Origin of the sequence: Mesobacillus subterraneus (assembly GCF_000934845.1) — a bacterium.
Lineage (GTDB): Bacteria > Bacillota > Bacilli > Bacillales > Cytobacillaceae > Mesobacillus > Mesobacillus stamsii.
On the sequence record NZ_JXIQ01000026.1, the window covers coordinates 12357 to 38672 of the forward strand.

Here is a 26316-nt window from a genome sequence, read left to right on the forward strand (position 1 = left end):
CAAAATAAGAAGAAAAAAGGCTAGCGAAATCGCTATCCTTTTTGTATCCAGCACTTTTCTATTCTCCTTGCGGAATCGTCTGCACCTTATAGTGGTTTCATGACTCTTTTTCTTTTTTCGAAAGTGGCAATTTCGGTTATCCCCTTTTCCATCAGCATGGTTTTGATTTGATCGGAGTAAATGCCGAGATCGTTTGGAAAATGTGAATCAGAAGACATCGTGAAGCATACACCTTCTTTGACCAGGACATCAAAAAACTGGGGGCTTGGGCACATTTCCTTGACGGGGTAGCGATAATACAAGCCTGGATTGATTTCAGTCCCGACATTGTTTTCAACTAATGCCTTCGCTACTCCTGTATACATTCCTAATAAGGACCCCTCGTTCGGTCGGTGTTTGAATACTTTCATATTATCAAGATGGGCAATAAAATCGAATAACCCGCTTTTTGCTGCCATTTTCACGGTTTCAAAATGACCTTCGTAGAGCTGGATTAAGTCGTGTTCGCAGAATTTTTCTTGAAGCTGGGGATTATCAAAGCCCCAGCCTTGATGAAAATGGACGGATCCGATTACATAGTCAAAGTCATATCCAGCCAACAGGGACTTGAGCTCTGCTTCACCGCCGACAAAATAGTCGGCTTCGATCCCCAGTTTCAATTGTACCCCTTTTGCTTTCCAGGCTTCTTTCTGGGAATGAATAAAACAGACAAATTCATCCAGGTTCCTGACCATCACCTTTTCCAGCCATTCCGCTTGTTTGACGCCAGTTTCACTTGATGATACATCCATGAACCTTCTGAAGTATGCTTCTGTTTCCTTAAATCGGTATAAATGATCGACTATCCCAACTTCTTTTATTCCCTTATTTAAAGCTTCCTGCAGATAAAGGTCCAGCCACCATTTGGACAATTCCCCTTCGGCTAACCTTCTGTTTATTTTTTCGATGCTTTCATATAGCCAGTCTTTAGAGTGCCGCAACTCTTTATTCGGTTCAAAACGCTCGATTGCCTGTAAACTTTTTTCCAAAAAGGAAAAAGAGTAAGGTCCTTCTTCAAGATGGATATGGTAGTCTACCTTCATGATTTCCATCCTTTCTCGAGGATGGATCAACACTGATCCATTCATATCGATTCTGTTGCCAGTCAACTGGCTTTTCTTGATCGCAAATGATATAGGACAGGTTTGAAATCGGTGCTATTTCAAACAGGGATTTTTTATTCAGTTTTGAGGAATCTGTCAGGAGGACGGCTTCGCGGCTTCGCTTCATCATCATCTCTGATACGAGTGATTCCTCGATATCAAAGTCAAACACTGCCTCATGAGTCAGTCCACCACAAGAAAGGAAGCTTTTATTCAAATTAAATCTTCTTAATAATTCAACTGTGTACATTCCTTTAACCGATAGCTGATATGGATTCGTGACACCTGGAAGCATAATCACCTCCGCTGTAATCCTTCCTTCTTCAATTGCCAGATTAAATCGATTGGCTGCACTCAAGGAGTTTGTCACAATCGTCAGGCTATGCACATCTTCCAGCATATCTGCAATATGCACAGTAGTCGTGCCTACATCCACCCCAATCGTATCGCCATCTTGAATCATTCCTGCTGCAATTCTGGCAATTTGTTTCTTTTCTTCAAGATGAAGGGACAGCTTCCTGGCATACACCATCTCTTTCTCCCCTGAGCTGAAAGCTACCGCTCCACCGTGAACCCGACTGACTTTTTCATTCATTTCGAGTTCGGCTAAATCCCTGCGAATAGTTTCCGGCGTTACTTCCAGACAGCTCGCCAATTCTGTCACCCACACTCTTTCCTGTTTTTGCAATTGTTCTAATATAAAGTAATGACGCTGATTTTTATTCATTTCCCTGCCCTCTATCCATCTGTCATTTCTGTTATCCCTCTATCGCGACTATATGATCCCGATGAATATACAATTCTGCATCTTGGTCCAGTTCCCTTTTCTCTAAGTCGCGATTTAACAAATCAACTGTTAGTTGCACTGAACCGGTATTGTAGTAACAGCGAATGGTACTTCCCAATGTAATCGTGTGCTCAAGCTTTCCGTGAAAGCGGATCGCTTCTTCGCCCGGAATTGGTTCAAGACGAATCGTTTCACTGCGGATTGCATATTTGTTGTTTATGCGTTTCGGTGAAAAAGCGGAATCCAACTGCTTCAGCTCATCAGCTGACAAAATATTATAATTCCCGATAAAGGTTGCGACAAACTTGCTTTTCGGCTTGGCATACAGTTCAGAAGGGCTCGCCTGCTGAACGATTTCCCCTTCACTCATGACGAAAATTCGGTCTGATAAAATCATTGCTTCTTCCTGATCATGCGTCACAAAAATCATCGTGATTCCAAGCTTTTTCTGCAGCGCTCGAATATCCATCTGCAGCTGTTTTCTGATTTTCGCATCTAAAGCACTTAAAGGTTCATCTAATAATAACACTTTAGGCTCGATTACTAGGGAACGCGCTAGCGAAACTCGCTGCTGCTGTCCGCCGGATAATTGTTCAGGATAATAATCTGCTTTGTCTTCTAAATTCACCAATTGCAAGACAGCGTTCACTTTTTCCTTGATGACTGATTTGGACAATTTTTTAACCGATAAGCCAAAGGCGATGTTCTCAAAGACGGTCATATTAGGAAATAATGCGTATGATTGAAACACCATCCCTACATTCCGGTCCCTTGGCGCCCGTTCGCTGATTTCCTCTCCGTCCAAATATATTTCTCCCTCCTGAAACGTCTCTAGACCAGCTAGTACACGAAGCAGTGTGGATTTCCCGCAACCACTTGGCCCGAGTAAGGTAATCAATTCTCCTTTTTCAATCGTAAGGGAAATATCTTTCAAAACTTTGCTATCCCCATAGCTAAGAGATACATGATCGATGGCGATAAAGTTCATATTCTCTGCCTCTTTTCTTTTTTGACTCCGATTTTTAAAATAGACACAGATTCTGCAATCGATATTCTGTTCCCAAGAATTTGATGGCGTTTCGATTTCTTTGGCCCTCTTCTATCCGGAGAAGTTAAATACGTAATCACCAGGCTGATCCCAATTAACAGGAGAAAATAAGCGACCATTATCGAGCTTGCCAGGTGGCCGTTCTCATTCATCCTTCTCAGCATATAAATTCTGATTGTTTCATAACGGCCGCCAATCAATAGGTTGGTAAGAACAAATTCGCCAAAAAAGCCGGAAAAGATCAATAAAGTTGTAATCAGCAAGCCAAGCCGTATGTTCGGCAAGATGATTCTGATGAAGGATGTCAATCGGGTGGCCCCAAGAATTTCGGCAGCCTCGATTAATTTTTTCGTTTGGATGCTCTCCAGACTATTGCGGATCCCCTGGTACATAAAGGGCAATGAACCAATAAACAAAGCGCCTACTAGCACCAAATACATCGGAATCACGGTACCGGAATACATCCTGAGCAGTCCCGTAGCTAAAATAACCCCGGGTATCGCATATGGCATGAGAACGAGCCCTTTCATGAATTGATCCACCTTCGGGAAGGACGTATATACGAGAAACACGGTTGGCACCATCACAACGAGAACAACAGCCAATGACGTGAACGTTAAGGCAAAAGACCGGATGACAGCGGCAGCGAAATTTGGATCCTCTATCAGCTGAATAAACCATTTAAAAGTAAAATCATTCGGCAGCATCGTGTTCGACCACTTTGTCGATGTCGCGTAAAAGAAAGTGGAGACAAACGGGAAAAGCATATACAAACCAAATATGGCAAGGATTAGATAACTAGTGTAATGTGTTTTTTTTGCCTTCATGCCAAATCCCTCCTAACCTTCTTCAGCAGCATTTGGGAAAGGGCCAGAATTGCCATCATGATGGCCGCAAACAGGACGGCAAGCGTGCTGCCAATCACCGGCCGTGCATAGATATCGCCTGATACAAGAGCAGCTATCCGGATGGTGACCAGGTTAATATTACTGCCCGTCAAGGCATAAGCTGTTTCATATGTGCCCATGCCATTGGCAAACATAATAATGAAGGTTCCCGCAATACTTGGCATAATATTAGGTAGTCCAACCTTTCTCCAATACGTCACACTTGAAGCCCCCAGCATGTAAGCCGCTTCCTTCCATTCCTTTTTTATTTTTTTCAAGGAAGGATAGATAAAAAGAATCCCGAGCGGTATTTGGAAATACAAGTAGGTGATCGCTAATCCCTGCCATGAATAGAGCTTAAATTCGCCGAACAGCGGGAGGTTTGCCCTTTCGAGAAATAGCGTGAATACCCCTGAATTTCCAAGGAGGATGATAAAAGCAAACGCCAGCGGAACCCCGGCAAAATTCGCGGCCAGATTGATGTATACGGTCAGTTTGTCCTGGAGCTTGTCCGGCAAATTGGTCATCGCGTAAGAGACAATGATCGCCAGTATAAGCCCAGCAATAGCGGAGAATCCAGAAATCAATCCGCTGTTCAGAAAGGACTGCGAATAGAAGGAATTGGTCAAGACTTCGAAATAATTGGCAAAGGTGAATCCTCCTGTGGTTTCGCTCGTAAAACTCGATTTCACCATGATCGCCAAAGGAATCACTAAAAACATCACGGTCATGAGAAAGAACGGCACCAGCAGCAATATCGTTTTACGCGATTGTTTCCTTTTCAAGTGAATCCTCCTCGCTTTTCAACACGCCCCAGTCTAGTTCCTGCATCTTATGCCCCTTTTCAATTCCGAGCATGCTGCAGACAAGCGGAGCTAATTGAAGCTGTTCGACTTCTTTCGAACCAGTATGTGCTCTGATACAATCTGAAAATAGGAATAACGGAACCTCTCGATGTTCCGGCATCGTACCGCCGTGATTCCCGAAATCATCCATTCCATGATCGGAGGTGACGATCAGTTGATAACCCATTTCCTTCCAAATCGGTAGGTAGATCCCTAATATCGTATCGATGCGATTGACCGCTTGACGGTATTGAATCGAATTTCCGCCGTGCTTGTGTCCTTCATCGTCAATATTCATCGAATGCACATACATAAAGTCAGGCTTGTAGGTATGAATGATATGATGAGCATCCTGAAACAGATGGGAATCTGGATAGGTATCATCCGAATAAAAGATCCCATGCTGGATATTCCGGTCCTCATCGTGCTGAATCCGATCCTCAAGCATCGAATACGGCGCCCGATTGTACAGCTCACTTACCCAGTGGTAAGCAGCAGCGCCCGTTTTCATCCCAGCTTCTTTTGCCAGGGAAAAAACACTTTGCTCTTTCGACCTTTGAACGGAATAATTGGTAAAGATTCCAGTTTCATAGGTGGGGACACCTGTCAGCAATACTTCATATAGAGGCCTCGAATTACTAGGCGTTTCAGAGCGCACCTTAAATCGGCTGGCCAATCCTTTTTCCACGAAGTGATTTAAAAATCCTAATTGCTGGATGGCAATGTCGTAACGACAGCCATCCAATGTAATCATGATCACTTTATTATTTGGCATTGACTAACACCTCTTGCTGCCATAACTGTGGTAGCTCAATGGCAGTTTGATCCCATGCACCGTAATCCTTCACTGGCTTTGCATTCTCATATGCCTTAGTTGGCAGCAGCTTAGCCTGAACCTCTTTCGGCAGCGCAACATCACGGATCGGACGGGCATATCCCTTTGCTAGATTAATTTGACCTTTATCTGATAAAATGTACTCTCTCGCTAACTTCGCTGCATTTGGATGCGGAGCATTTTTATTAATAACCGTTGTATATCCGCTTACCACTGACCCATCCGTTGGAATCGTTACTTCAAAGCGCTCAGGATCGATTTGATCACGATAATTCAACCCGTTAAAGTCCCAGATTATTGCTACATCGATTTCCCCTTTTTCTAAGTTCGCTACACTGACGTCCGCTGAAGTCAAGCGGCCGGCTTTGGCAATTCCCTTAAAATATTCTATTCCTGGTTGGATATTTTTTTCATCTCCGCCATTCGCAAGCGCTGCTGCCAGCACCCCAAACTGCGCCTGGGTCGCTTTCGTTACGTCTCCAGCTGAAATGCTATAGTCTCCATTCGCAAGGTCTTTCCAAGAAGTTGGTGCTTTGTCTACATTTTGCTTATCTGTAATGAAAGCAATCGTACCTGTATAACTTAACAGCCAGTCGCCGTTATCATCTTTGGCCCATTCAGGAATCTCATCCCAATAAGAAGTTTTGTATGGCATCGTCAATCCTTTCTTTTCTGCCAACGGCCCAAAGTTAATGCCGACATCGCCAATATCTGCTGTGCCATTCTTACCCTCTGATTCGAATTTCGCCAACTCTTCGGCACTTGACATGTCCGTATCAGTCTGCGTAATTCCGTATTCCGCTTCTATTCCGTTCCATGTATCAATCCAGTTCGCCCATGTATCCGGCATGCCTACAGTCGCGATCTCTCCTTCTGTTTTCGCTTTTTCTGTGATTGTGTCAACCGAATCCTTTTCATTCACATTTGATGCAGTACTCTTCTCCCCGCTTCCACAGCCTGCTAACGCTAGCGAAATCATCCCTATTCCCACTGCTGCCTTAAATTTGGTCCATTTCATGATAATCTCTCCCTGTCTTTGTTTTATTCAGTCTATTGATCGATGATTTTTTTCCTTTTTGGATATTCACAACGCACCTTAGCGGAAACCTATACAGACTGCCTCCTTACGTTTGAAGTGAAAAGCTCGTAAGCAAACCTTTTTGCTTTTTGTTTGTTTTATGTTTGTTTACACCTATTAATCTACTAAACAAATATAAAGCAGACATTGATTGTTCATTAATGTTGCGTAAATGTTTGTTAAGGTTGTTTACATGAATAAAAAAGCCTGATTTCCCGATTATTCTCGAGAAACCAAGCTTTTTCACTATCAATTTAAGCTGGTGAAACATTAGTTTGAGGCATCCCTAAGCACTAGCACCAATTTCCCCGAGTTTCCTATATTCACCAATAAAGACCAAAAATGCACCAATCACCAGAATTGCGGCACCAAGAACAATGATACTTTGGGTAGAATAGCTCTCCACTTGCGCACCTCCATAAATCATTCGCCCAATATCGTATTCTTTGCGCCTTAAGGTTGTGCAGGTCTGTTCATGAGACATATCAGATGCTCCTCTGCTCCAGCCGCTTTCTTAAGAAATATGATGTCGTCATTGACATATGACACAGTGTCATATATTATTTACTTATAAATATATGACATCGTGTCATACCGCTGAACAGAGGTGATGACTATGCCAAAGCAAACGTTTTTTAATTTGCCAGAGCAGAAAAGAAACATGCTTCTGAAAGCAGCTGAAATGGAGTTCACGCGGGTGCCCTTTTTCGAAGCTTCCATCGCGAATATCGTAAAAACTGCGGCTATATCAAGAGGCAGCTTTTACCAATATTTCGAAGATAAAGACGATTTATATTTCTATTTATTAGAAGATAAATTGAAAATGGCCAAAACCTATTTCAGCGTGCTATTGGAAAAACATCAGGGAGATTTAATCGAGGCTCTGATTGAATTGCAAAATTTCTTTTTACTCGCTTTATCGGATGAAGAAGAGAAGCAATTTTTAAAAAATGCCCTGCTGTACACGACACATAGAGTGGAAAGCTCCTTCGCAAGTATCTGGGATACCTATCTAGAACAAGAGGAATTCAAGAAGGTCGGAAAACTGATTGATCAAGACCTTTTGAATATCCATGCAGAAAAAGAATTGCTGCATATCTTCAAAATCGTTTCTGCAATCGCGTTTAACAACCTGATCGAAAAAACCGCAAAGGGTTTATCGGATGAAGAGGCAATCGAATCATTCAAACTTAGCATGAGTTTATTAAAACACGGAATCTACAATTCGGAGGTGCAGGATAAATGACTGTAACGATTTATGGATTAGGATGCAGGTCAACAAAGAAAGCAAGCAAATGGATGATCCATAACCAGGTCCCTTTCGTCGAAAGGAATATGATGGAGGAGCCTCTAACCGTCGGTGAACTTCAGGAGCTATTGCGAATGACAACGGATGGTACCGATGACATTATTTCTAAGAGATCTCTTCCCTATAGGACTCTCGATATTGATTTCGACAAACTTTCCTTAATTGAGTTACTGGAAATTGTCCATCAACATCCACGGTTATTAAAAAGCCCGCTGATCGTGGACAACAAGAAGCTTCAAGTTGGCTATAACGAAGATGAAATCCAACAGTTCCTTCCAAGGAAGATTCGTAAGCGCCGCTGGCTGCAATGGAAAATGGAACACTTATACCCTTCGGAAGGTTAAGCTGGGAACTTTAACTTCAAGGGCAGCGTACAAATGGAAGAATTGGCTCAGCAGGATACAATGAAGAGGATAGCTCAAACGCTATCCTCTTATTGTATACACTAATTGTCTCGGCCTTCGCTTGTTCTAGCGGCACGAACTATCCAAAAATTATGCAAAGATTTTCTCTACATCAACATGGAAATCTTTCATGACAACCGACCTTATAATGCCTTTATCTTTAGCAATGTCATGCAATTTGAATGTATCCTTTTCATCTAAAACATACACTTGGATGGTATGGAGGAGCGGATTCACGATCCAATATTCCTTTACACCAAACTGCATGTAAAGGCTCAGTTTGAAAACCAGATCATGCGATTGATTCGAAGGACTAATAATCTCAATGATTAGTGAAGGAACTCCTACATATCTATTTTCCAGAAATCCTGTTTTGTCGCATATAATAGAAAGATCAGGGATGACAATCCTCGTGCCTTCCATATGATTACTCTTTAGCTCTACATCAAAGGGCGCTTGGAACACCTCGCAATCTGAACCATCAAGCAGATGGAACAACCGAGCATGTAAACGTCCTGAAATTCTTTGATGCTTCGTGGAAGGAGAAGGAGTCATAAAAACCATACCGTCAATATACTCCAGTAGCTGGTCAGAATCTTCTCTATATCGATAAAATTCATCCAGTGAAATATGTCGATCTTCGGGCAAGCTCATGATTTCACCCTCCCTGCTTTTTCATTTCATATATAATATATGCTCTATAAATGATGATTTTTATCAAGCTAACAACCGTTTTCTGATATCTGTCACATCACTTCCATAATACCACAAAATGACAGACAGAGACATAGGAACTAGACAGGTTTTTGAGCTCTTTTAGTCGGTCCCAATAAAAGAAGCAGCCAGGTGTGATTTTGCTCCTAGCTACTTCTTTTCGGATTAATCTGGCTGGATGACATTATCAATCTCAGACCAGTCAAAGGTTCCTGCACGAATCTTTTCGCGGCGCTCTTTGGTAATGATATCTGTCGGTCTGCCACCATTTGGCCAATCTTTATCATGGCCTTCCCAGACCGGGCGATCTTGGGATAGGATGAAGGCTGCCAGATTGGCTGCTTCCGGATCCGTTAAGGTACCACCGTTCGGCGGCATATTATTTTGAATATACCCCGCTATTTTTGACAATCTTCCCATTCCTGCCCCGTCATTGAAGGAGTTTTCTCCCCATAGAGCGGGTCCAACCGTCGCGCCCTTTCCTTCGCCATTTTGGCCGTGACAGGCGACACAGCCTTTTTCGGAATACAGTCTCTCGCCATCCTCGATTTTCGGCAGCGGGATTTCTTTCATTGTGTTCTGCATTCTCCATGGAAGCTCAGTTCCGACTTCAATTCCCTCTGAGATATAAGTCAAATAGGAAATCATCGCCCGCATCTCTTTGCTGTCATTAGGAAGCTTTTTCCCATTCATGCTTCGAACCATACAACCATTCACTCGATCCTCAAGTGTATAAACGACACCTTCCCTCGGCCGATATTGAGGGAATTGGGTGGTCACCCCTACCATCGAGGAAGACTTTGCAAGTCCTGCATCGGCATGGCAGCTGGAACAGGACAATTGATTCCCGATATACCCATCCAGGACCGTATCTGTTTCATGAAATACCTTTTGCCCATACGTAATATATTCAGTCATTGGATTTTTCGGATCGAGGTCGTCCATTGACGGCGGATTATAAGCAGAATCCCCGCCTTCATTTTCTCCCCCTCCCTTTTTACTGTCAGTGGCCTGTTCATTCGTCTTGCCATCGGTATTCTTGCTTTGACTCTCTTCCGGGTCCTTATTGGCATTATTATTGTCATTGCTGCAGGCTACAAATGAAAACACAAGTACCATCATCAAAAAGCTTACCCATATTACCTTCCGCATTTTTTCACCTCCTAAAAATAATCTCATATAGTAGCTTCTTAATTCTTCTGTAAAATTATTCGGCAACCAGCCTTCGAAAAGTTTTTAACCCTTGCATTACAAGATACCGTTTTAGCGAAAGGACGATCTATCCCCTGCTGTTGAGGATGCAAAAGGAAGGTCTCGTGAGCACAACGCTAAGAAAATCCACTGCCGGGCCAAAACGTAAATATTACTCATTGACGGCAAAAGGCGAACAAGAATTGGAACAATTTATCATCAGGTGGACGCAGCTGAGCGCCTCGGTAAACAATGTCTGGCGATAATCATTACTGGCATGAGCATTCTAATTTACGGCTTGTTCTTATTCAAGGTGTTGCCGAAATTCTTTCATTCTAAATGGGGCTATGTTATTTTTTCCGGTGTCTCTATAGCGGTAACCGGATTAATCGTGGTATTCCTGCTCTGGTATAAAGCACAGGAATTCGAACCCAGCTTTGTGGCATCACCCGCCCAGAACAACTGGATCATTGTCCTGTGTGCGGTTATTTTCATCGGTGCCGCACTTTACACCAAAACCTGGTTCACCGTCCTGATTCCTTTATTTATATCCATTGGTCCAATTGCCAACCGATTCATCCCGGAAGAAACACACAATGATTCACTGTACATCACGATCACAATCCTTACCTTTTTACTTGCATCCGCAGTATTAATCGCCATCTTCTTTTACCAGAGAAAAAAAGAGCAAAGGGAGATTTAAGATTTAACAAGGAGCTCAACTAAGTTAAGCTCCTTTTTGTCTTTTGCTAGAAAAACAACAAAGGCTACGATAGCGATAAGAGTCTTTGCTTTACTCATGGCTCCCCCTCCTCTAAACAACATAAAAAAGGGGATAGACTTTATGTCTATCCTCCGGAACTAACCTTCTTATGCCTTATGAATTTTCACTTTATCTTCATTGTCTTTGCGGATCTGCTCGACAAGCTTTGTGGTCTGTTCATCTTTCTTTTGTGCTAGGATTTGCTGTTCAAGTTCTGGTTTGATTTTATCCAGTTCTTCTGGCGTTTGCTTTTGACCTTCTACTTGTTGTTTGTATTGATCATACATTGCCTGAATTTCTTCATCGGATGCTTCTACCTTACCAATCTTGCTGTCGAGGTACTGAATGACGGTCATTTGCTTTTTCAGTTGGGCCATCAGTTCTTTCTCAGTCAATTCATTTTGTTTCAATGCATCTTCATACTGTTTTTCGTCTGCGAAATTGGTTTTGATCTTTTCCAATTCTGCATCGAGTTCTTTTTGTTCAACGGATACGCCATCCTTCTCTGCTGCCTGAAGAAGTAGCTCCGCATTAATCATTTGGTCCAATACAGACTGTTCAAGATCGGCTAGCATCTTGCTATCCATTTGATCTGCCGTCATGCCCTGCTGTTCATATGTCGCTTTCATCGATTCCAGTTCTTTGTCATAGTCCTTTTTGGAAATATCCTTTCCATCTACTGTGGCAACTACATCACCTGTTGTTTCTTTTTCAGCATTCTGTTTTGTACTATCATTATTGCTGCATGCGCCTAGAACCAGGACGGCAATGCTCAATAAAAGAATGCCAGAAAAAATTCGCTTCATCATTAATAAACTCCCCTTTCATTCAACATGTCCGTCATACTATCATATTTTTCTAAGAAATAGAAGTTTTTAGAGGAATTGTTATCAGATTGTAATATCCGAACAGCTTATAAATGGACCTGACGAAAACGTCCTGTGAACCACAATAGAAAGGGACCCAAAATCGATGGCCCCCCTTAACTACCTTACTTTTCCACTTTCATCAACTTGTCCCGATCCTCAAACATCGGAGGCTGCTCGAGCCAGCCTCTTTCAATGATCATCTGGGCTCCATCCTCAGAATAGGCTAAAGATCTTGCCAGAAAACCGCTATACAACGCTCCAACATCTCTTCTCATGCTCATCGACAATGCCATTCCATAAGCAGCTATGCCCAATTGAGATAGAATGCCGACTACAAAAAGCATCAGCTGGTCAGAGTATGGCGCATCTGTTGAATCACTAACGATTGTATCCCAAGACATCGAGCTCGGGACATTGCTTTCCATCATCACATGTTGGCTTCCTCTCAAAATTTTGTCACAAAGCTGGACTCCTGAAAAAAAGTAAGCTTTTAAATCAGGATCCTGTGTTACTTGCGCAAAACCTGTTAAGGTGGATTTTCCGAGCTCATTATGAATGGAGGTCAAATAAAGATGATTGACCTCACTCCCTAAAAGCGGTCGTTTTTTTCCGAACAAGCCTGTCAAAAAATATTGCTTGTCCACAAAATCCACCTTCTTGGGATAGGTCATATAAGGAGGCCGAATGTAAATCCCTTTCTTCTTCATCATCATGATGATTTTGCGATTAAGGACTGCAGCCTGATTGTGGTATTTTTCAAAAAGCGCACGGATATCCTCCCTAGATGAAGTAGCTATAGCACTGGAATGGCTTGTCAAACCAAACTTACTCATATGCTGCATGTACTCCATGTAAAAAATATCAGAAAAAAGGCGCGGAGCAGACAGATTCACGTGCTTTTCCACCGGAAATCCAACTGGCGTGACAATGCCCTCTTTCTGATAAAGTTCGCTGATGTCCTTCAAATGAGAGTCCGCTATTTCAAACGTTAGTTCGAGAAGCGGTATTACTTCTGGATCATCAACCCTTTGAAGAAAATGGGTCAGTATACACTTAACAACATTATCGTTTATATATGTAGCCCATAGATTCGATATTTCCACGCAGGTTAAATGAATATTTCGATCTTCCATCCAATCTCCTCCAGATAGTGCGGCGTAAACCAAGTTTCGTATAAAAATTCATTAAACAATTGACATTACTATTTGTCTAATCCATTCAAATTATGCAGATGGGATCAGGGGGAACTTAAAAAAGCATCCCGAAGGATACTCAAACGTAAATTTTAAGCGGTTCCACACTAATTTTTAAAACAACTGTCGAAGGGTCATGGACGAGGTTTATTTTTTCTACCATATATTCTTTCTTGTTAATCGTAACGGTATTACTTGCTCTCAACGCTGCAATATAGTGTTCCCAATGCTTGACATTGTCACTTAAAAGGCATTTTTCTTTTAGATAATATTCCACCCTGTTCGGTGCACGATTCAACTTTCCCCCTCCTCTCGATAGAGTCAATGTGTGCATGTATTGGCTTGCGAAATAGTGACCGTGCCCTTTCCTGCAAAATCTCTATCTGTTTACATAAAGATAAAGAATCAGAAAGAGAATCAATCCAATCAGGAAAACTGAGCCAAGACTTGCACTGAACACGACATAAACCTTAGTGTGGAGGATGACATGAATAAGTAAAATGAGAAGCAAACCTAAAAGCAAAAAAATGGTTACTTGTAACTTCTTGTTCCTATTCAAATGATCAGCACCTTAAGGTTCTCCATTACCCTAAAATCAACAGTTTCCTTATTCTTATATATTTGCGCACGACAAATTATATACCTATAAGAAAATCTCAATCGCCTTTATAATTGTCGCAACTTCCTAGTGGCAAGCACCTTTCTACTCGCCGTTTCCTTCTCCTGCTTTAGATGGAACTTAATCAGAACGGAGATCGTATGCTAAGTGTATTTATGTGAAAAGGGCTTTTTTATAGCGCTCATTGGCTATTTAATTGAATTGAAATTTTAATTCCCTTTAGTGTTTCTTTCGAGTATTTCGATAATTGTATCCATTTGTCAAACTTATTCTTTTTCCTCTAACAGCTGAACAGGCGCGAGATTCCAATCATCCTTCACATACTTCATGGTGTTGTATCCAATTATTTCGAGTTTCATATCGTTTTTTTCAAATCCTTCGATTCCCAATGTCTGTTCTGTGACAAAATAGCGGGGCTGCTCTATTTTTTCAAAATCGATTGGCCCTGAACGATCGTCGTATTCAACGCCATTTTTATCCATGAGCACTCCGTTAGATTCCATATTGGTGATGCTTGGTTGATCTGTCGAACCTCCTTGAAAACCGAATTGAATCGATTCGTACTCCCGATTTATTAAATCCTTATTGGTTATCACGACATTTGTCCATTGTCCATTTTTGACCTTATCGATGGCAATGTCACTCCCTGCATAGTGAATCATCCGGGGAAATGGTTGAGATCCGCCCAGGTCAATCGTTTTCTGGTCACTGACGGATAAATAAACTGATTCTAACTCCGTTCTTACCTGTTTTGGCTTTTCGCCGTAAACTGGATCGAAGTACGTTTGATATCCAATCCAGTCATTGTCCTGCTGAGTCTGGATAAAGTAACCGCCATACTGGTCAGCCTCCACTTTTTTGTTGTTTACATTTAATGAACGAAAATTCACCATTTCAATTCGCTTCTCTACATCCCGACTATTGATTGCATACTGTAAGATCGTCGTAGTTGGCGCGATTATTAATTTATCAATCCGAATCGGGACTCCTTCGATTTTCTTCTGTTGCTCGATTTTATATTCCTTGGAAGGCTGTTTGGTCGCTGAAAATTCAAACGACCAATTTCCCGTTTTGTTCTCACCGGGCAAAAAACCAAATTTAAGCTCAGGGTCATTGCTCCATTCCTGAATCTTGGTTACCCTTAGCTTGATTAACCCCTCCTCTTTTTTTAGCGGGTTTAGGGAAACCTTACCGTAGTATGTATTTTTCTTGGTTTCGTTGTTCCATCCTGTCCCATTATCACTTAGCGTAGAATACAATGGATACGATTGGGTTTTCATAATCTCAAATTCATTTTCAACGGAAATTCCATCCTCAAAATGGATAAAATATTGTTTGTCTTCTTTTAAAGCATGAATTTCATAAAAAACCAGCGTCCGGATATCATCGGCAACTACCCCGTTGATTTTTATCAATACATCCGCATTTTCTGCTTCCAAGTTTAGCCTTTTACCAAACCCTTGCTGTAAAAAGGGGCGTAATTGCTCATTCTCTTCGGCCACCGCATAATAGACTTTCGGCAGCACACCCGTCATGAAACCAAGAGCGATCACGAATGCAAAAGCACTTGCAGCAAGCACGGCCCATTTTTTTCGTTTTTTGTTCTTCCCTTTTCGCTGTTCCTTTTTTTCTGTCAATTTTTTCTTGATAGGATCGAGAATCTGTGGCGGTACTGTAGGCTCTTGCAGCTCGTCAAACCTGAACATCATTACTTCTTGAAAGCTCGCCAAATCGGCCTGACATGCCGGACAATGATAAAGATGGACCTCAAACTCGATTTTTGCCGGTCGATCCATCGATTTCAACAAGTAATCGATATAATGTGTCTGATACTCTTCACAACCATGATAATCTTTTCCGTAAAGCTCGTTTCGGACGGACTGAATCCCAGCGTATAAATCACCCTTAATTTTCCCCACTGTCATGCCAAGGATCTGCGCTGCCTCCTCAAGAGAAAAGCCTGCAACTTGAGTAAGGATCAGCGCTTCCTTTTCCTCCATTTTCAGGTGGTCAATTGCTTTGTATAGATCCTGACGTGAATCTTCAGGACCTTTTAATCCGTCCTCTCTCGAAAGCTCACGGGCGCTCTGAATAAAATTTGCTGTCATCCACATTTTATGTGAATTATTTCCTTTATACTTTGGCCAATCCTTATGTACCTTCCCAATGAATCGGTAAAACAGTTCCTCCATCTGAAGCTGATTCTGTACGTAGAAACAACCAAGCGTATAAAAATATTGCTTATGCACATCTACCCAATCAACGACAAATTCAATCCCTTTCTCCTGAATCGCTGTCCCCGTAATCGGGTCTAGTTTTTTCAATATCATCCCTATTCCCCCCGGGGACAGAGGCCATTCCACTGTCCCAAAATGCATTGGCAAAGAAGACTATTGTTTATTTAACGTCCACAGACATACTTGCTCGCTTTCTGGCTCGTAAAAATTTTACCAAATTCAAAATGATTGTTTTGATGACTGCATAGGTCGGTACTGCCAATACCATCCCCAGGATTCCGGCCAGATTCCCGGCAGCCAGTAAAATAATGATGATCGTTGCCGGATGGGTATCCAGTGTTTTTCCTAGAATCAGTGGAGATAGCAGATTCCCTTCGATCTGTTGCGCCACTAGTATGACCACAACAACGAGCAACGCCTTCGTCGGGGAATCAAAGAAACCAACCAGCACGGCCGGTGCTCCTCCGATAATCGGACCAACATACGGTATGATATTTGTAAAAGCAACAATGAGCGCCATAATTAGTGCATAGCGCAAATCAATGATCATATAGCCGATAAACGCGAGAATACCCACAACGGAAGCGACAGTAACCTGTCCTTGGATGTAAGCAGAAAGAGTCTCCCCTGTTTCCTTCAGGATTTTCAGCCCCTCTTCACGGTATTCTTTCGGAATGAGCTTAGACACAGCTTGTGGGAAACGATGACCATCCTTGAACATGTAAAACAATAAAAACGGCACGGTCACGAGAATAATCGCGATGTTGGTGACAACGCCAAGAAAACCCATCAGACCATTCGTCAGACTGTTCGGCAACGTATTTGCATATTCAATCAGCCGCTGCTGTACGGAATCAATCGTATTTTGTTGCTCAACCCTGAAGTTTTTAAATTCGGATGAACGAACTATATTATAGAAATAATCCGTCGTCTTGTTAGCTAAATCGGGAAGATCATTTGCAAGCTCGGTTGCCTGTTTGGAAACAGCTGGAACTAGATTTCCGATCGCAAGGACAAGCAGTCCCCCAAATACTACATAAATGATCAAGATCGCAAGTACCCTCGGAACTTTTTTGCGATGCAGAAAGTCGACTACCGGATTCAGCAGAAAATAGAGGAAACCCGTAATCAAAATCGGGAAAAACACCGTCGAGATAAAAACCCCGATCGGTTGAAAGATAAATGAAATCTTCGTAGAAACATAAAGGATAGATGTGATAAGCAAAATCTGAATCAGCCAGAACTGCACTTTTGATTTATTCAATATATGTACCTCTCACCTTAGATTATTTTGGTAAAATTATACCAAGTTTTCATTCTAAAGTATATCAGTGTTTCGAAATATAAGTGGCGGTTGATTTTTAAGTAAGCTCCGGTGGACAGTTTCTCGTTTCTCACCAAACCTGTCAAGATCATCCAAATTCCCCCTCAAACATCTAACCAAGCCTGCCAATATCTTCCCAATCACCTTCAAATACAAATAAAAAAACCATCCAGAGACATCAAATCACTGAATGGTTTTTAAAATCTAACTTATGCTGCCGGGTTTACTTCAAGTTCTACTTTAATCTTAATGTCTTTCCCAACCATGACACCGCCTGTTTCAAGTGCTGCATTCCAGGTGAGACCGAATTCTTCGCGGTTTACTTTTGCTTCTGCTTCGAAACCGTATACTTCGATGCCCCAAGGATTTGTTCCTTTGCCGCCGTATTCGACATCGAATGTGATTGGCTTTGTTACGCCTTTGATCGTTAGGTCGCCTGTTACTTTGTAATCCGCACCATCACGAGTAATGTTAGTTGATGAAAATTCGATAGTTGGGTTATTTTCGATATCAAAGAAGTCTGCTGATCTGAGGTGATTATCACGGTCCTCGTTGCGTGTATCAATGCTTGCAACGTCAATGTTGATTGCAATGGAAGCGGTAGTTAAATCTGTCAAATCTGCTGCTTCAATATCCGCGGAATAAGAATTGAATTGTCCTTTTACCTTTGATACCATCATATGTTTCACTTCAAAGCCAATTGCTGAGTGTGCCGGATCGATTGCGAATTTAGTCATTCCAAAATCCTCCTATTTTACTTTTAATTCGAGATATTATTCCAAAAAATAAATCTCTAAATCAATTATTTTTAATTCGAGATAAATTTAACATGAAATGAATCTAGCTGTCAACACCTATGCATCCCTCGAACGACTTCAAACTTATTTAGATTTAGGTTTTTTCAAGTTCACAAGCATTGTTCATGAAAAAATTCTCGCCACACAGGACATGCACCCTTACCAATTCATTTCTTTGACGTATCCTATAAGGAAATCTATTTTAAAAAGAGGTGATCTGATGAAACTATATTTAGATCCTGGCCATGGCGGCTCAGACCCAGGAGCACAGGGAAATGGTCTTCTTGAAAAAAATTTGACCTTAGATATTGCACTGAGACTCCGTTCGATTCTAGAAAAAAACTATCAAAATATCGAAATCAAAATGAGCAGGACAAGCGATTTGACCAAAAGTCTTATCCAGCGTACTGATGAGGCTAATTCTTGGGGGGCTGATTTTTATCTGTCCATTCACATTAATTCTGACAAAGGTTCAGCGAGTGGATACGAGGACTACATCTATAGTGGCCTTTCAAATAATTCAGCAACCGCTCAATACCGTGATCTTATCCATTCCGAGGTGATAAAATTAAACAAGCTCCCTAATCGCGGCAAAAAAATAGCCAATTTTCATGTACTTCGTGAATCATCAATGGCTGCGATGCTCTCAGAAAACGGCTTTATCGATCATGCCCATGATGCCGCGCTTATGAAGCAAGAATCCTGGCGGCAAAGCGTTGCTCAGGGACATGCGAACGGGATTGCGAAGGCGTTCAAACTTTCACCAAAGAATCGCACAAATCCAGCCCCGGGCAGCAGACAATCTTTGCACAAAGTGATTGCCGGTTCTTTCCAGGACCGAACAAATGCGGAGCATCAACTCTCAGTCCTGAAAGCAAAAGGGTTTGAAAGCTTTATTGCAACGGTGGAGATTTCAGGCGAGAAATGGTACCGTGTACAAGCAGGTGCATTTTCAAACCGTGATTCTGCCGAAGCTCGCGTCCGCGAAATGGAAAGCCAGGGAATCCATGCATTTATCATCACAGAGTAACACAGACAAACAGCCGAATCCTTTAGAAGGATTCGGCTGTTTTATTTTCAAGTTTTTTTCATAGGACTGCACGAGAAACCATAAGCAGAAGTGGAATTGAGGTATTGACCAAAAGCAGGGAACGAAAGTGTTAAGATGGAACACACGATTTAATCAAACGTTTGAATAGTTATTCTTACCGCTGCATCATCGGAAGTTCTCTTTCCTTTTTTCCTTTTCGGGCACATGTTGGCCTTTCTTGTGACCGTGCTCTCGCTTTTTCTTCCTTCTCGGGCACATGTTAACCTTTCTTGTGACCGTGCTCTCACTTTCTCTTCCTTTGCGGGCACATGTTGGCCTTTCTTGTGACCGTGTTCTCGCTTTCTCTTCCTTCTCGGGCACATGTTGGCCTTTCTTGTGACCGTGCTCTCACTTTCTCTTCCTTTTCGGGCACATGTTGACCTTGCTTGTGACCGTGCTCTCGCTTTTTCTTCCTTTTCGGGCACATGTTAGCCTTGCTTGTGACCGTGCTCTCACTTTCTCTTCCTTTTCGGGCACATGTTGGCCTTTCTTGTGACCGTGCTCTCGCTTTTTCTTCCTTTTCGGGCACATGTTGGCCTTGCTTGTGACCGTGTTCTCGCTTTTTCTTCCTTATCGGGCACATGTTGGCCTTTCTTGTGACCGTGTTCTCGCTTTTTCTTCCTTATCGGGCACATGTTGGTCTTGCTTGTGACCCTGCTGAATAATTATCAAAGGTAAAACAACCATCCCTAGCAGTCAGACTAGTATAAAAAACTTTTCTTCATATACTCCCGCAAAAAATAATAAGAGAAGCAAATTTCTGGTGTGTTGATTTTTACCTGTAGATCAACATCAATTCCTTTTCAAGCCCCTCCCAGATTGTAACCTGTACCTTTCTGGGTATTAAAAAATCTGAAAATTATTTTACTTTCTACCCCTGCTGGATTTACTATTAAACTATACTAAGGACAGAGGTGTTATTTTTGAAAAAGTTTAGAGTAGGTATCATCGGGACGGGTTTTGGCGCAAAGGTACATGCGCCAATGATGGCACAACACGAAGGATTCGAGGTAGCAGCAGTCTCGAGCGTTTCAAGGGGCAATATTGAGGAAGCCAGGAACGCCAGCGGAATTGAAAATGTCTACACTGACTGGCGACAAATGCTTGAGGAAGAAGCTCTCGATTTAGTAGTGGTCTCTTCTGCAGTGAATTTGCATAAAGAAATGGTTGTTGCCGCTTTTAAAAAGGGCATACATGTAGTTTGTGAAAAACCAATGGCTATGGATGTTGCCGAAGTAGAAAAAATGATTGTGGAGCGGGACAAAGCGGGAAAACTTGGGCTGATCAACCATGAATTCCGTTTCTTGCCGGCTCGTACAAAGGTAAAAGAAATTTTGGAGAACGGGCAACTAGGGGATATTTTACATGTCCGTTACCTGTGTTCATTTGCGAGCTATAATGGTCTGGTTTCAAAACCACGTGGCTGGCTCGGGCAGGAAGATAAGGGCGGCGGCATGCTTGGAGCGATCGGCTCCCATATGACGGATTCTCTTCATTGGTGGCTGGATAGCACATTTAAACAAGTTTTTGCTCAGCTTCCTATCCATGTTCCTATTCAAGCGGCTGATAATGGGCATACAGAACACCGGACAGCGGACGACGCTTTCCAAATCATCGGTTCTCTGGAAAACGGTGCGACTGTAACATTGGAGCTCCTTTCCGCAGCGCGCAAAACCGAGAACACATGGCGTCTTGAAGTATTCGGTACGGAAGGAACACTTGTAATGCTGGATGACAATAAGGTCCTCCTCTCCGCCGGAAATTCGCCATTCGAAGAAGTGGAGCTAGCGCGTGATTTACAAGCTCCTTCTGGGATGCCAGAGGTTGCAGCCCGATACTATAATGGCTTTCAACGGGCTTTGAACGCACTCCATGAAACGCTTCTTTCCGGTGAGAAGCACCCGTATCTCGCAGATTTCGAGCATGGACGTTCGACGCAAAAAGTATTGGACGCAGCCAGGATTTCAGCGCGTGAAGGGCAAAAAGTAGAAGTAAAAGGCAATCCCTGATGGGACTGCCTTTTTTCATGACTAACGATGTTCTCGATTCCGGTAATGGACATTTTTCACGATTCTAGCCATAAAAACACATCATGTTCCGCAAAAAGTCCGATATGGATTAGAGGATGGCGGGGCGGGCTGGCAGAATTCTGCTTGCTCCGCTGAGTGCTCATATGGGTTCGCCAGGATTTCAAGCAGGTTCAGCATGACGCTCATGTCGCCTTTTGTCGCTGCCTCCAATGCTTCTTCTACCCGATGATTTCGCGGGATGACCGCTGGGTTGTTGTTTTGCATCAATTCCTGGGCATCTTCCTCTGATTCTTCCTGACGTCCGAGTCTTTGTTGCCACTTTTCATGCCACTGGATAAATGCTTCTGTTTTAAATAGCTCCGATCCTTCCAGCTTTCCAAAGGTCAAAGCTTTAAACGTATTCGTATAGTCGGTCTTGTTGTTATTCATCAAGTTAAGGAGTTCAGAAATTAAGGTTTTGTCTTCTTTTTCCTCATGAAAAAGTCCAAGCTTCTGCCTCATACCTGTTAGAAATTCCATTTCGAAAGTATCGGGATATGCTGAGAGGGCTTCCTCGGCTAGCTTCACGGCTTCCTCCTCGTTCTCATGAAGCAATGGCAGCAAAGCTTCTGCAAGTCGAGAAAGATTCCAGCCGGCAATATACGGCTGATTTCCATAGGCATATCGCCCCTCTTGATCTATCGAACTGAATACAGTTGCTGGGTCGTAATTGTCCATAAATGCACAAGGACCATAGTCGATCGTCTCTCCGCTTATCGACATATTATCTGTGTTCATAACACCGTGGATAAAGCCGACGTGCTGCCACTTTGCGATCAAAGCTGCCTGCTTGGTAATCACTTTTTTCAAAAACGAAAGGTATAGGTTCTCCTCTCCGTCGAGTTCAGGATAATGGCGCTTGATGGCATAATCAGCCAGTTCTTTGAGGTCTTCTTTCTTTCCCCAGTTGGCAGCGAATTGGAATGTACCGACTCTTAGATGGCTTGCGGCTACACGTGTCAGCACCGCTCCAGCCTGAATTGTCTCCCGGATGACTTCTTCTCCTGTCGAAGTCACAGCGAGGCTTCTCGTTGTCGGAATCCCCAAGCCCGTCATCGCTTCACTAATGATAAACTCGCGCAGCATCGGTCCAAGTCCTGCCCGGCCATCGCCGCCTCGGGAATACGGCGTCCGGCCTGAACCTTTCAACTGAATGTCATACCTTTTCCCATCAGGAGTGATTTGCTCACCAAGCAACACAGCCCTTCCATCCCCCAACATCGTGAAATGGCCGAACTGATGTCCAGCATAAGCCTGGGCAAGGGGAACCCCTCCATTTGGAATCTCATTTCCGCCGAAGATGGCAGCTCCTTTGTCATTTTGAAACGGCTCGCAGTTCAACCCTAATTCTTCCGCAAGCGACTCATTAAAAATCACCACTTCAGGTGCTTTCACTTTGGTCGGTTTTTGCTGGCGATAGAATATGTTTGGCAGCTGCAAATAACTATTATCCATTTTCCAGCCAGCTTGGTTATCCGTCATTGCTATTCCACCCTTCTCCCATAATCTTGTATTCGGTTATCTATCCAAAAATATCCCTTTGAATTAATATACCCTACTGATGGAGTGGTAACGCTATTTTCACGAAGAAAAGATCTTAATCAAACGTTTGATTAAGATCTTCAAAAGGATCATTAGTCCCTAAGACTCAATTTTTTAAAATCCCACTGTATTTCGGATCCGTCTCCAGTTCTTTTTTTGCATACGTACAAACAGGATCGATTTTCAAGCCTTCATTTTTCGCCTTTTCGGCAACATGGCGGACCAGTTCTCCCGCAATACCATGTCCCCGGTACGCTGGATCTACCCCAGTGTGATTGATGACCAACACCTTATCACCATTCCTTGTAAAGGTCACTTCTCCAACCTCTAGCCCGTCTTCATCCTTCGCAACAAAGCGGCCAGCTTCTTCAGAAATTTGGAATGACATCCTTACACCTCCAAAAAATACTTTCAAGATATACTTAATTATACCTTTCTGACCGCCAATCATGTAACAATTCCGCTTCCACATAAAAGTCCGCGCCCAAATCGTTCATCGAAAAACACTGGCAGGCACATCAAACTTGTTCCATAGAAACACGATAAACACGGCGGAAACAATCAAGGCAAATAGCGGATTATGAAAATGGATTTTTAAAACAAGGAACATCACAGAATCGAACAGCACAGACCACCATAGGTTCCAGCCATTAAAATACTTCATTAGCCCGAGGTGGACATCTACCAGTTCATTCAAAAAATAGACACTTATCCATGCAAAATAATAAACGACTTTCTTCATGCGCCCGTCCCTCGGAAAATGGGCCAAATAGGCGAAGCAGGTAGCTGGATATTTGACAGCCATAATGAAAAAAGAAATATGAGTATTCGTGATGCCAGCATGCTTGTCCCCTGGCACAGGATTATACTTCCACATCGGGTAATGTTCAGATAATAAGTACATGTACAGAAAATCACCAAGGATGAAAAAGAGAACCGTTGGATAGTACTTTCTCCAGTTCTGCCAGTCTCCCCACAGCACAAAAATACCAGCCCATATTAACCCATAAATTACATTAATCATACACTCGCCTCATTTTACAAATAAAGGAAATTTACCTTAGTATAACCATGTGATCTAGTTAACAGTCATCAAAAAACAAAAAACGCTGATTCGCATACGTTGCGATCAGCGTTTTTTCTTGTCTTTTTTATCAGTAGCCTGCTCAAATAGTTGAGTTACATACCCCTTTAGCTCAAAGCCCTCTTCACTCATAAACTCGGTGATTTGTTTCATGATGATCTACCTCCGTTTTAAAGCGTGTTACGCTTATTATTCCCACTCTAGCAATCTTTTAATCAACCAAAGATTGGCAGAAAAATAATTAGGCTGGCCGATCAGGGTTTTCGACGGCTTCCTTATTCCCTGTACTTCAAGGTCAAACCTTTTAGGAAGTTACGGGCAAACTTATCGCCGCATTCTCGGTAATTTTTATGGCCAGCCTTCCGTAAAATGGCACTTAGCTCCCCTTTGGAAACCCGGACACCGGCAAGTTCAAGAAGCCCTAGCATGTCCTCACTTGTCAGCGACAAGGCAATTTTTAGCTTCTTCAATAGCTGGTTGTTCACATTTTCCCCGCTCAAAGGGGGAGAGCCATTTTCTCCTGGCCGTTTCCCTCTTTTAAAGGTAACTAGACCATTTAAGAACTGCTCCATCATTGCATTGTTGACCCTTATATAATCCTCGGACAACCCATCGTCTTCCTCTTCGTCTACTTTCTTCAGCATCAGCTGCACATCATCTTTTCTCAAGTCCACGCCGCCTAGCCTGAACATCTCCACCATATCTGTATCCTTGATATCCAGGGCATATCGCAAACGGATCAGTATATCATTGTTAAGCATTTTCAATCCTCCTATAGCTTGCCTTGTCACTAGTATTGCTCCATTGTAGCATATTTACTTCCTGTGCTGAAAAATGGTGAACGCATCGGTGTTTCTCCCTATTCCATTTCAAACTGCTGAAACCCGTTGCACCAAATCTCGATACCCCTATAGGCATTGATGATGCCCTCTTGTCAAAAAATGTTCAATACTTTTTGACAGAATTGTGTTGGTGTTTTCAGATGTGAAGTTCGTCACAACTACTGTGTGATATAAATGGTTTATTAATCTTATAAACACCTACTTAAAAATATTTGGAGGAATGAAAATGGCTCGCATAAATAAATGGAATCCGGAAGACAATCGTTTTTGGCAATCCGAAGGCAAGAAACACGCCCAACGGAATTTATGGATTTCTGTTCCTTCCCTGATGCTCGCTTTCATTGTCTGGCAGATTTGGTCTGTAGTTGCCATTCGCTTAAATGATATTGGCTTTAGCTTTACGGATCAGCAGCTTTTCACTTTAGCAGCCATGCCTGGTCTTGTTGGTGCAACTTTACGATTTGTCTACACCTTTGGAGTCGGGATGATGGGTGGTCGTAACTGGACCGTCCTGTCGACGGCAGTGCTTGCGATTCCGGCAATTGGCATCGGTTTCGCTGTCCAGAACCCTGATACACCTTATTCGGTTATGCTTTTACTCGCAGCACTTTCTGGCCTGGGTGGCGGAAACTTTTCCAGTTCTTCCTCCAACATCAGTTTCTTTTTTCCGAAAAAGGCACGTGGAACCGCACTTGGAATCAATGGTGGTTTAGGCAATATGGGGGTCTCTGTCGTTCAATTTGTAACACCGTTAATCATTACAACTGGAACTTTCGCTTTTATCGCTGGCGATGGGCAGCAATTATCCAACGGCCAGCAGGTATGGCTGCAAAATGCAGCTTTCATCTGGCTTGTACCAATTGCAATTGTCACGATCGCAGCATGGTTCGGCATGGATAACCTGCCTGGAACAAAGCAATCATTCTCAGATCAATTCGTGATTGTAAAAAGGAAACACACTTGGATCATGACATGGCTTTATGTTGCAACATTCGGATCTTTCATTGGGTATTCAGCAGCATTCCCACTATTATTGAAAGCACAGTTCCCTGAATATATTTCTTTTGCCTTCTTAGGTGCCTTCCTTGCCGCAGCATCACGCCCTGTCGGCGGATGGCTTGCTGATAAAATGGGCGGAGCTAAGCTGACGTCGATCGTCCTGATAGTGATGATGGCTGGAGCTGGTAGTGTCATTTATTTTCTAGGCACAAAGCAGTTCGGCGGATTCTTGGCATCATTCTTGATTCTGTTCATTGCGTCTGGTATGGGCTCTGGTTCCACCTTCCAGATGATCCCTGAAATCTTCGTTCCGAAAGAAGCGGCACCAGTCCTAGGGTTCACCGCGGCCTTCGCGGCGTACGGATCCTTCCTGATTCCGAAGCTGTTCGGCTGGTCCGTTACTATTTCCGGCGGCTATGTGCCAGCATTCTCGCTTTTCATTGGTTTCTATGTATTGTCGATCATCTTAAACTGGTATTACTACCAGAGAAAGACTTCAGAAGCAACAAGTACCCAGAAAAAGGCAGCAACCACAGCTTAGAAAAGCCTAACAAAAAGCCTTATCCGTTCTGAAAAACGGGTAAGGCTTTTTGTATTTCAGTTCTATTCTCCAAGTATTTCCCACTTCAAACAGGAACAATTTTGTAA

26 protein-coding genes and 1 pseudogene are annotated in these 26316 nt (G+C 42.7%); 7 read left to right on the plus strand and 20 right to left on the minus strand.

Going from position 1 to position 26316, the window contains the following annotated elements:
• Positions 1–86 precede the first annotated feature (86 nt).
• From UB32_RS04770 to UB32_RS04810, 8 genes are all read right to left on the minus strand, one after another.
• Complete coding sequence (locus UB32_RS04770; RefSeq protein ID WP_044391666.1) at positions 87–1082, minus strand: histidinol phosphate phosphatase domain-containing protein; 996 nt, start codon at positions 1080–1082, stop codon at positions 87–89.
• Entirely contained in the window at positions 1054–1869 is an 816-nt protein-coding gene (locus tag UB32_RS04775) for a DeoR/GlpR family DNA-binding transcription regulator (protein WP_044391668.1), read from the minus strand. Before UB32_RS04775 ends, UB32_RS04770 begins: the two co-directional genes overlap by 29 nt.
• Before the next feature lie 31 nt (positions 1870–1900).
• Positions 1901–2917, minus strand: coding sequence for an ABC transporter ATP-binding protein (locus tag UB32_RS04780; protein WP_044391670.1), 1017 nt, complete (start codon positions 2915–2917; stop codon positions 1901–1903).
• Complete coding sequence (locus UB32_RS04785) at positions 2914–3804, minus strand: ABC transporter permease (protein WP_044391671.1); 891 nt, start codon at positions 3802–3804, stop codon at positions 2914–2916. The genes UB32_RS04780 and UB32_RS04785 overlap by 4 nt, the downstream gene beginning before the upstream one ends.
• A complete protein-coding gene (locus tag UB32_RS04790; RefSeq protein ID WP_241768422.1) occupies positions 3801–4649 on the minus strand; it encodes an ABC transporter permease in 849 nt (282 codons plus the stop codon). The genes UB32_RS04785 and UB32_RS04790 overlap by 4 nt, the downstream gene beginning before the upstream one ends.
• A complete protein-coding gene (locus tag UB32_RS04795; RefSeq protein WP_044391672.1) occupies positions 4627–5484 on the minus strand; it encodes an alkaline phosphatase family protein in 858 nt (285 codons plus the stop codon). Before UB32_RS04795 ends, UB32_RS04790 begins: the two co-directional genes overlap by 23 nt.
• Positions 5474–6562, minus strand: coding sequence for an ABC transporter substrate-binding protein (locus UB32_RS04800; RefSeq protein WP_044391673.1), 1089 nt, complete (start codon positions 6560–6562; stop codon positions 5474–5476). Before UB32_RS04800 ends, UB32_RS04795 begins: the two co-directional genes overlap by 11 nt.
• A 346-nt stretch (positions 6563–6908) precedes the next feature.
• A complete protein-coding gene (locus UB32_RS04810) occupies positions 6909–7106 on the minus strand; it encodes a hypothetical protein (RefSeq protein WP_044391676.1) in 198 nt (65 codons plus the stop codon).
• A 132-nt stretch (positions 7107–7238) separates the two neighbouring features.
• Between UB32_RS04810 and UB32_RS04815 the strand changes: the two genes are divergently transcribed.
• Both UB32_RS04815 and UB32_RS04820 read left to right on the plus strand, forming a co-directional pair.
• Complete coding sequence (locus UB32_RS04815) at positions 7239–7868, plus strand: TetR/AcrR family transcriptional regulator (protein WP_044391677.1); 630 nt, start codon at positions 7239–7241, stop codon at positions 7866–7868.
• The gene (locus tag UB32_RS04820; protein ID WP_044391678.1) at positions 7865–8275 is read left to right on the plus strand and encodes a Spx/MgsR family RNA polymerase-binding regulatory protein; all 411 of its coding nucleotides are present in this window, start codon (positions 7865–7867) and stop codon (positions 8273–8275) included. Before UB32_RS04815 ends, UB32_RS04820 begins: the two co-directional genes overlap by 4 nt.
• A 150-nt stretch (positions 8276–8425) precedes the next feature.
• Here UB32_RS04820 and UB32_RS04825 read toward each other — a convergent pair whose 3' ends face one another.
• Positions 8426–8989, minus strand: coding sequence for a Uma2 family endonuclease (locus UB32_RS04825; RefSeq protein ID WP_044391679.1), 564 nt, complete (start codon positions 8987–8989; stop codon positions 8426–8428).
• Positions 8990–9214: 225 nt separating this feature from the next.
• Positions 9215–10201: a c-type cytochrome gene (locus UB32_RS04830; protein ID WP_052806954.1), complete on the minus strand. Its 987-nt coding sequence runs from the start codon at positions 10199–10201 to the stop codon at positions 9215–9217.
• Positions 10202–10305: 104 nt separating this feature from the next.
• Between UB32_RS04830 and UB32_RS19320 the strand changes: the two are divergent.
• Together UB32_RS19320 and UB32_RS04835 are read left to right on the plus strand one after the other, a co-directional pair.
• Positions 10306–10506, plus strand: a pseudogene (locus tag UB32_RS19320) (PadR family transcriptional regulator); the annotation flags it as partial.
• Between the two features lie 11 nt (positions 10507–10517).
• Positions 10518–10943, plus strand: coding sequence for a hypothetical protein (locus UB32_RS04835; RefSeq protein WP_084221719.1), 426 nt, complete (start codon positions 10518–10520; stop codon positions 10941–10943).
• A gap of 167 nt (positions 10944–11110) precedes the next feature.
• On the opposite strand, the gene UB32_RS04840 is transcribed toward UB32_RS04835, so the two are convergent.
• From UB32_RS04840 to UB32_RS04865, 6 genes are all read right to left on the minus strand, one after another.
• The gene (locus UB32_RS04840; RefSeq protein WP_044391681.1) at positions 11111–11812 is read right to left on the minus strand and encodes a SurA N-terminal domain-containing protein; all 702 of its coding nucleotides are present in this window, start codon (positions 11810–11812) and stop codon (positions 11111–11113) included.
• Positions 11813–11994: 182 nt separating this feature from the next.
• Positions 11995–13005, minus strand: coding sequence for a DUF3231 family protein (locus UB32_RS04845; protein ID WP_044391682.1), 1011 nt, complete (start codon positions 13003–13005; stop codon positions 11995–11997).
• Positions 13006–13144: 139 nt separating this feature from the next.
• A complete protein-coding gene (locus UB32_RS04850; RefSeq protein ID WP_044391683.1) occupies positions 13145–13363 on the minus strand; it encodes a hypothetical protein in 219 nt (72 codons plus the stop codon).
• Between the two features lie 587 nt (positions 13364–13950).
• Entirely contained in the window at positions 13951–16014 is a 2064-nt protein-coding gene (locus UB32_RS04855) for a DUF4179 domain-containing protein (RefSeq protein WP_044391684.1), read from the minus strand.
• A 67-nt stretch (positions 16015–16081) separates the two neighbouring features.
• Positions 16082–17185, minus strand: coding sequence for an AI-2E family transporter (locus UB32_RS04860; RefSeq protein ID WP_044391686.1), 1104 nt, complete (start codon positions 17183–17185; stop codon positions 16082–16084).
• 269 nt (positions 17186–17454) lie between these two features.
• Positions 17455–17982, minus strand: coding sequence for a YceI family protein (locus UB32_RS04865; RefSeq protein WP_044391688.1), 528 nt, complete (start codon positions 17980–17982; stop codon positions 17455–17457).
• 280 nt (positions 17983–18262) lie between these two features.
• Between UB32_RS04865 and UB32_RS04870 the strand changes: the two genes are divergently transcribed.
• Both UB32_RS04870 and UB32_RS18950 read left to right on the plus strand, forming a co-directional pair.
• Positions 18263–19072, plus strand: coding sequence for an N-acetylmuramoyl-L-alanine amidase (locus UB32_RS04870; RefSeq protein WP_044391690.1), 810 nt, complete (start codon positions 18263–18265; stop codon positions 19070–19072).
• Between the two features lie 983 nt (positions 19073–20055).
• A complete protein-coding gene (locus tag UB32_RS18950; RefSeq protein WP_052806956.1) occupies positions 20056–21141 on the plus strand; it encodes a Gfo/Idh/MocA family protein in 1086 nt (361 codons plus the stop codon).
• Positions 21142–21222: 81 nt separating this feature from the next.
• Here UB32_RS18950 and UB32_RS04885 read toward each other — a convergent pair whose 3' ends face one another.
• The 4 genes from UB32_RS04885 to UB32_RS04900 form a co-directional block, all read right to left on the minus strand.
• Complete coding sequence (locus tag UB32_RS04885) at positions 21223–22683, minus strand: protein adenylyltransferase SelO (RefSeq protein ID WP_044391695.1); 1461 nt, start codon at positions 22681–22683, stop codon at positions 21223–21225.
• A 166-nt stretch (positions 22684–22849) separates the two neighbouring features.
• A complete protein-coding gene (locus UB32_RS04890; protein ID WP_044391697.1) occupies positions 22850–23131 on the minus strand; it encodes a GNAT family N-acetyltransferase in 282 nt (93 codons plus the stop codon).
• A 105-nt stretch (positions 23132–23236) separates the two neighbouring features.
• On the minus strand, positions 23237–23767 hold the full coding sequence (locus tag UB32_RS04895; RefSeq protein WP_044391699.1) for a CBO0543 family protein: 531 nt from the start codon (positions 23765–23767) through the stop codon (positions 23237–23239).
• Positions 23768–24102: 335 nt separating this feature from the next.
• Positions 24103–24594: a DUF1456 family protein gene (locus UB32_RS04900; RefSeq protein WP_198528161.1), complete on the minus strand. Its 492-nt coding sequence runs from the start codon at positions 24592–24594 to the stop codon at positions 24103–24105.
• Between the two features lie 301 nt (positions 24595–24895).
• Between UB32_RS04900 and UB32_RS04905 the strand changes: the two genes are divergently transcribed.
• On the plus strand, positions 24896–26209 hold the full coding sequence (locus tag UB32_RS04905; RefSeq protein WP_044391702.1) for an MFS transporter: 1314 nt from the start codon (positions 24896–24898) through the stop codon (positions 26207–26209).
• Positions 26210–26316: the final 107 nt, after the last annotated feature.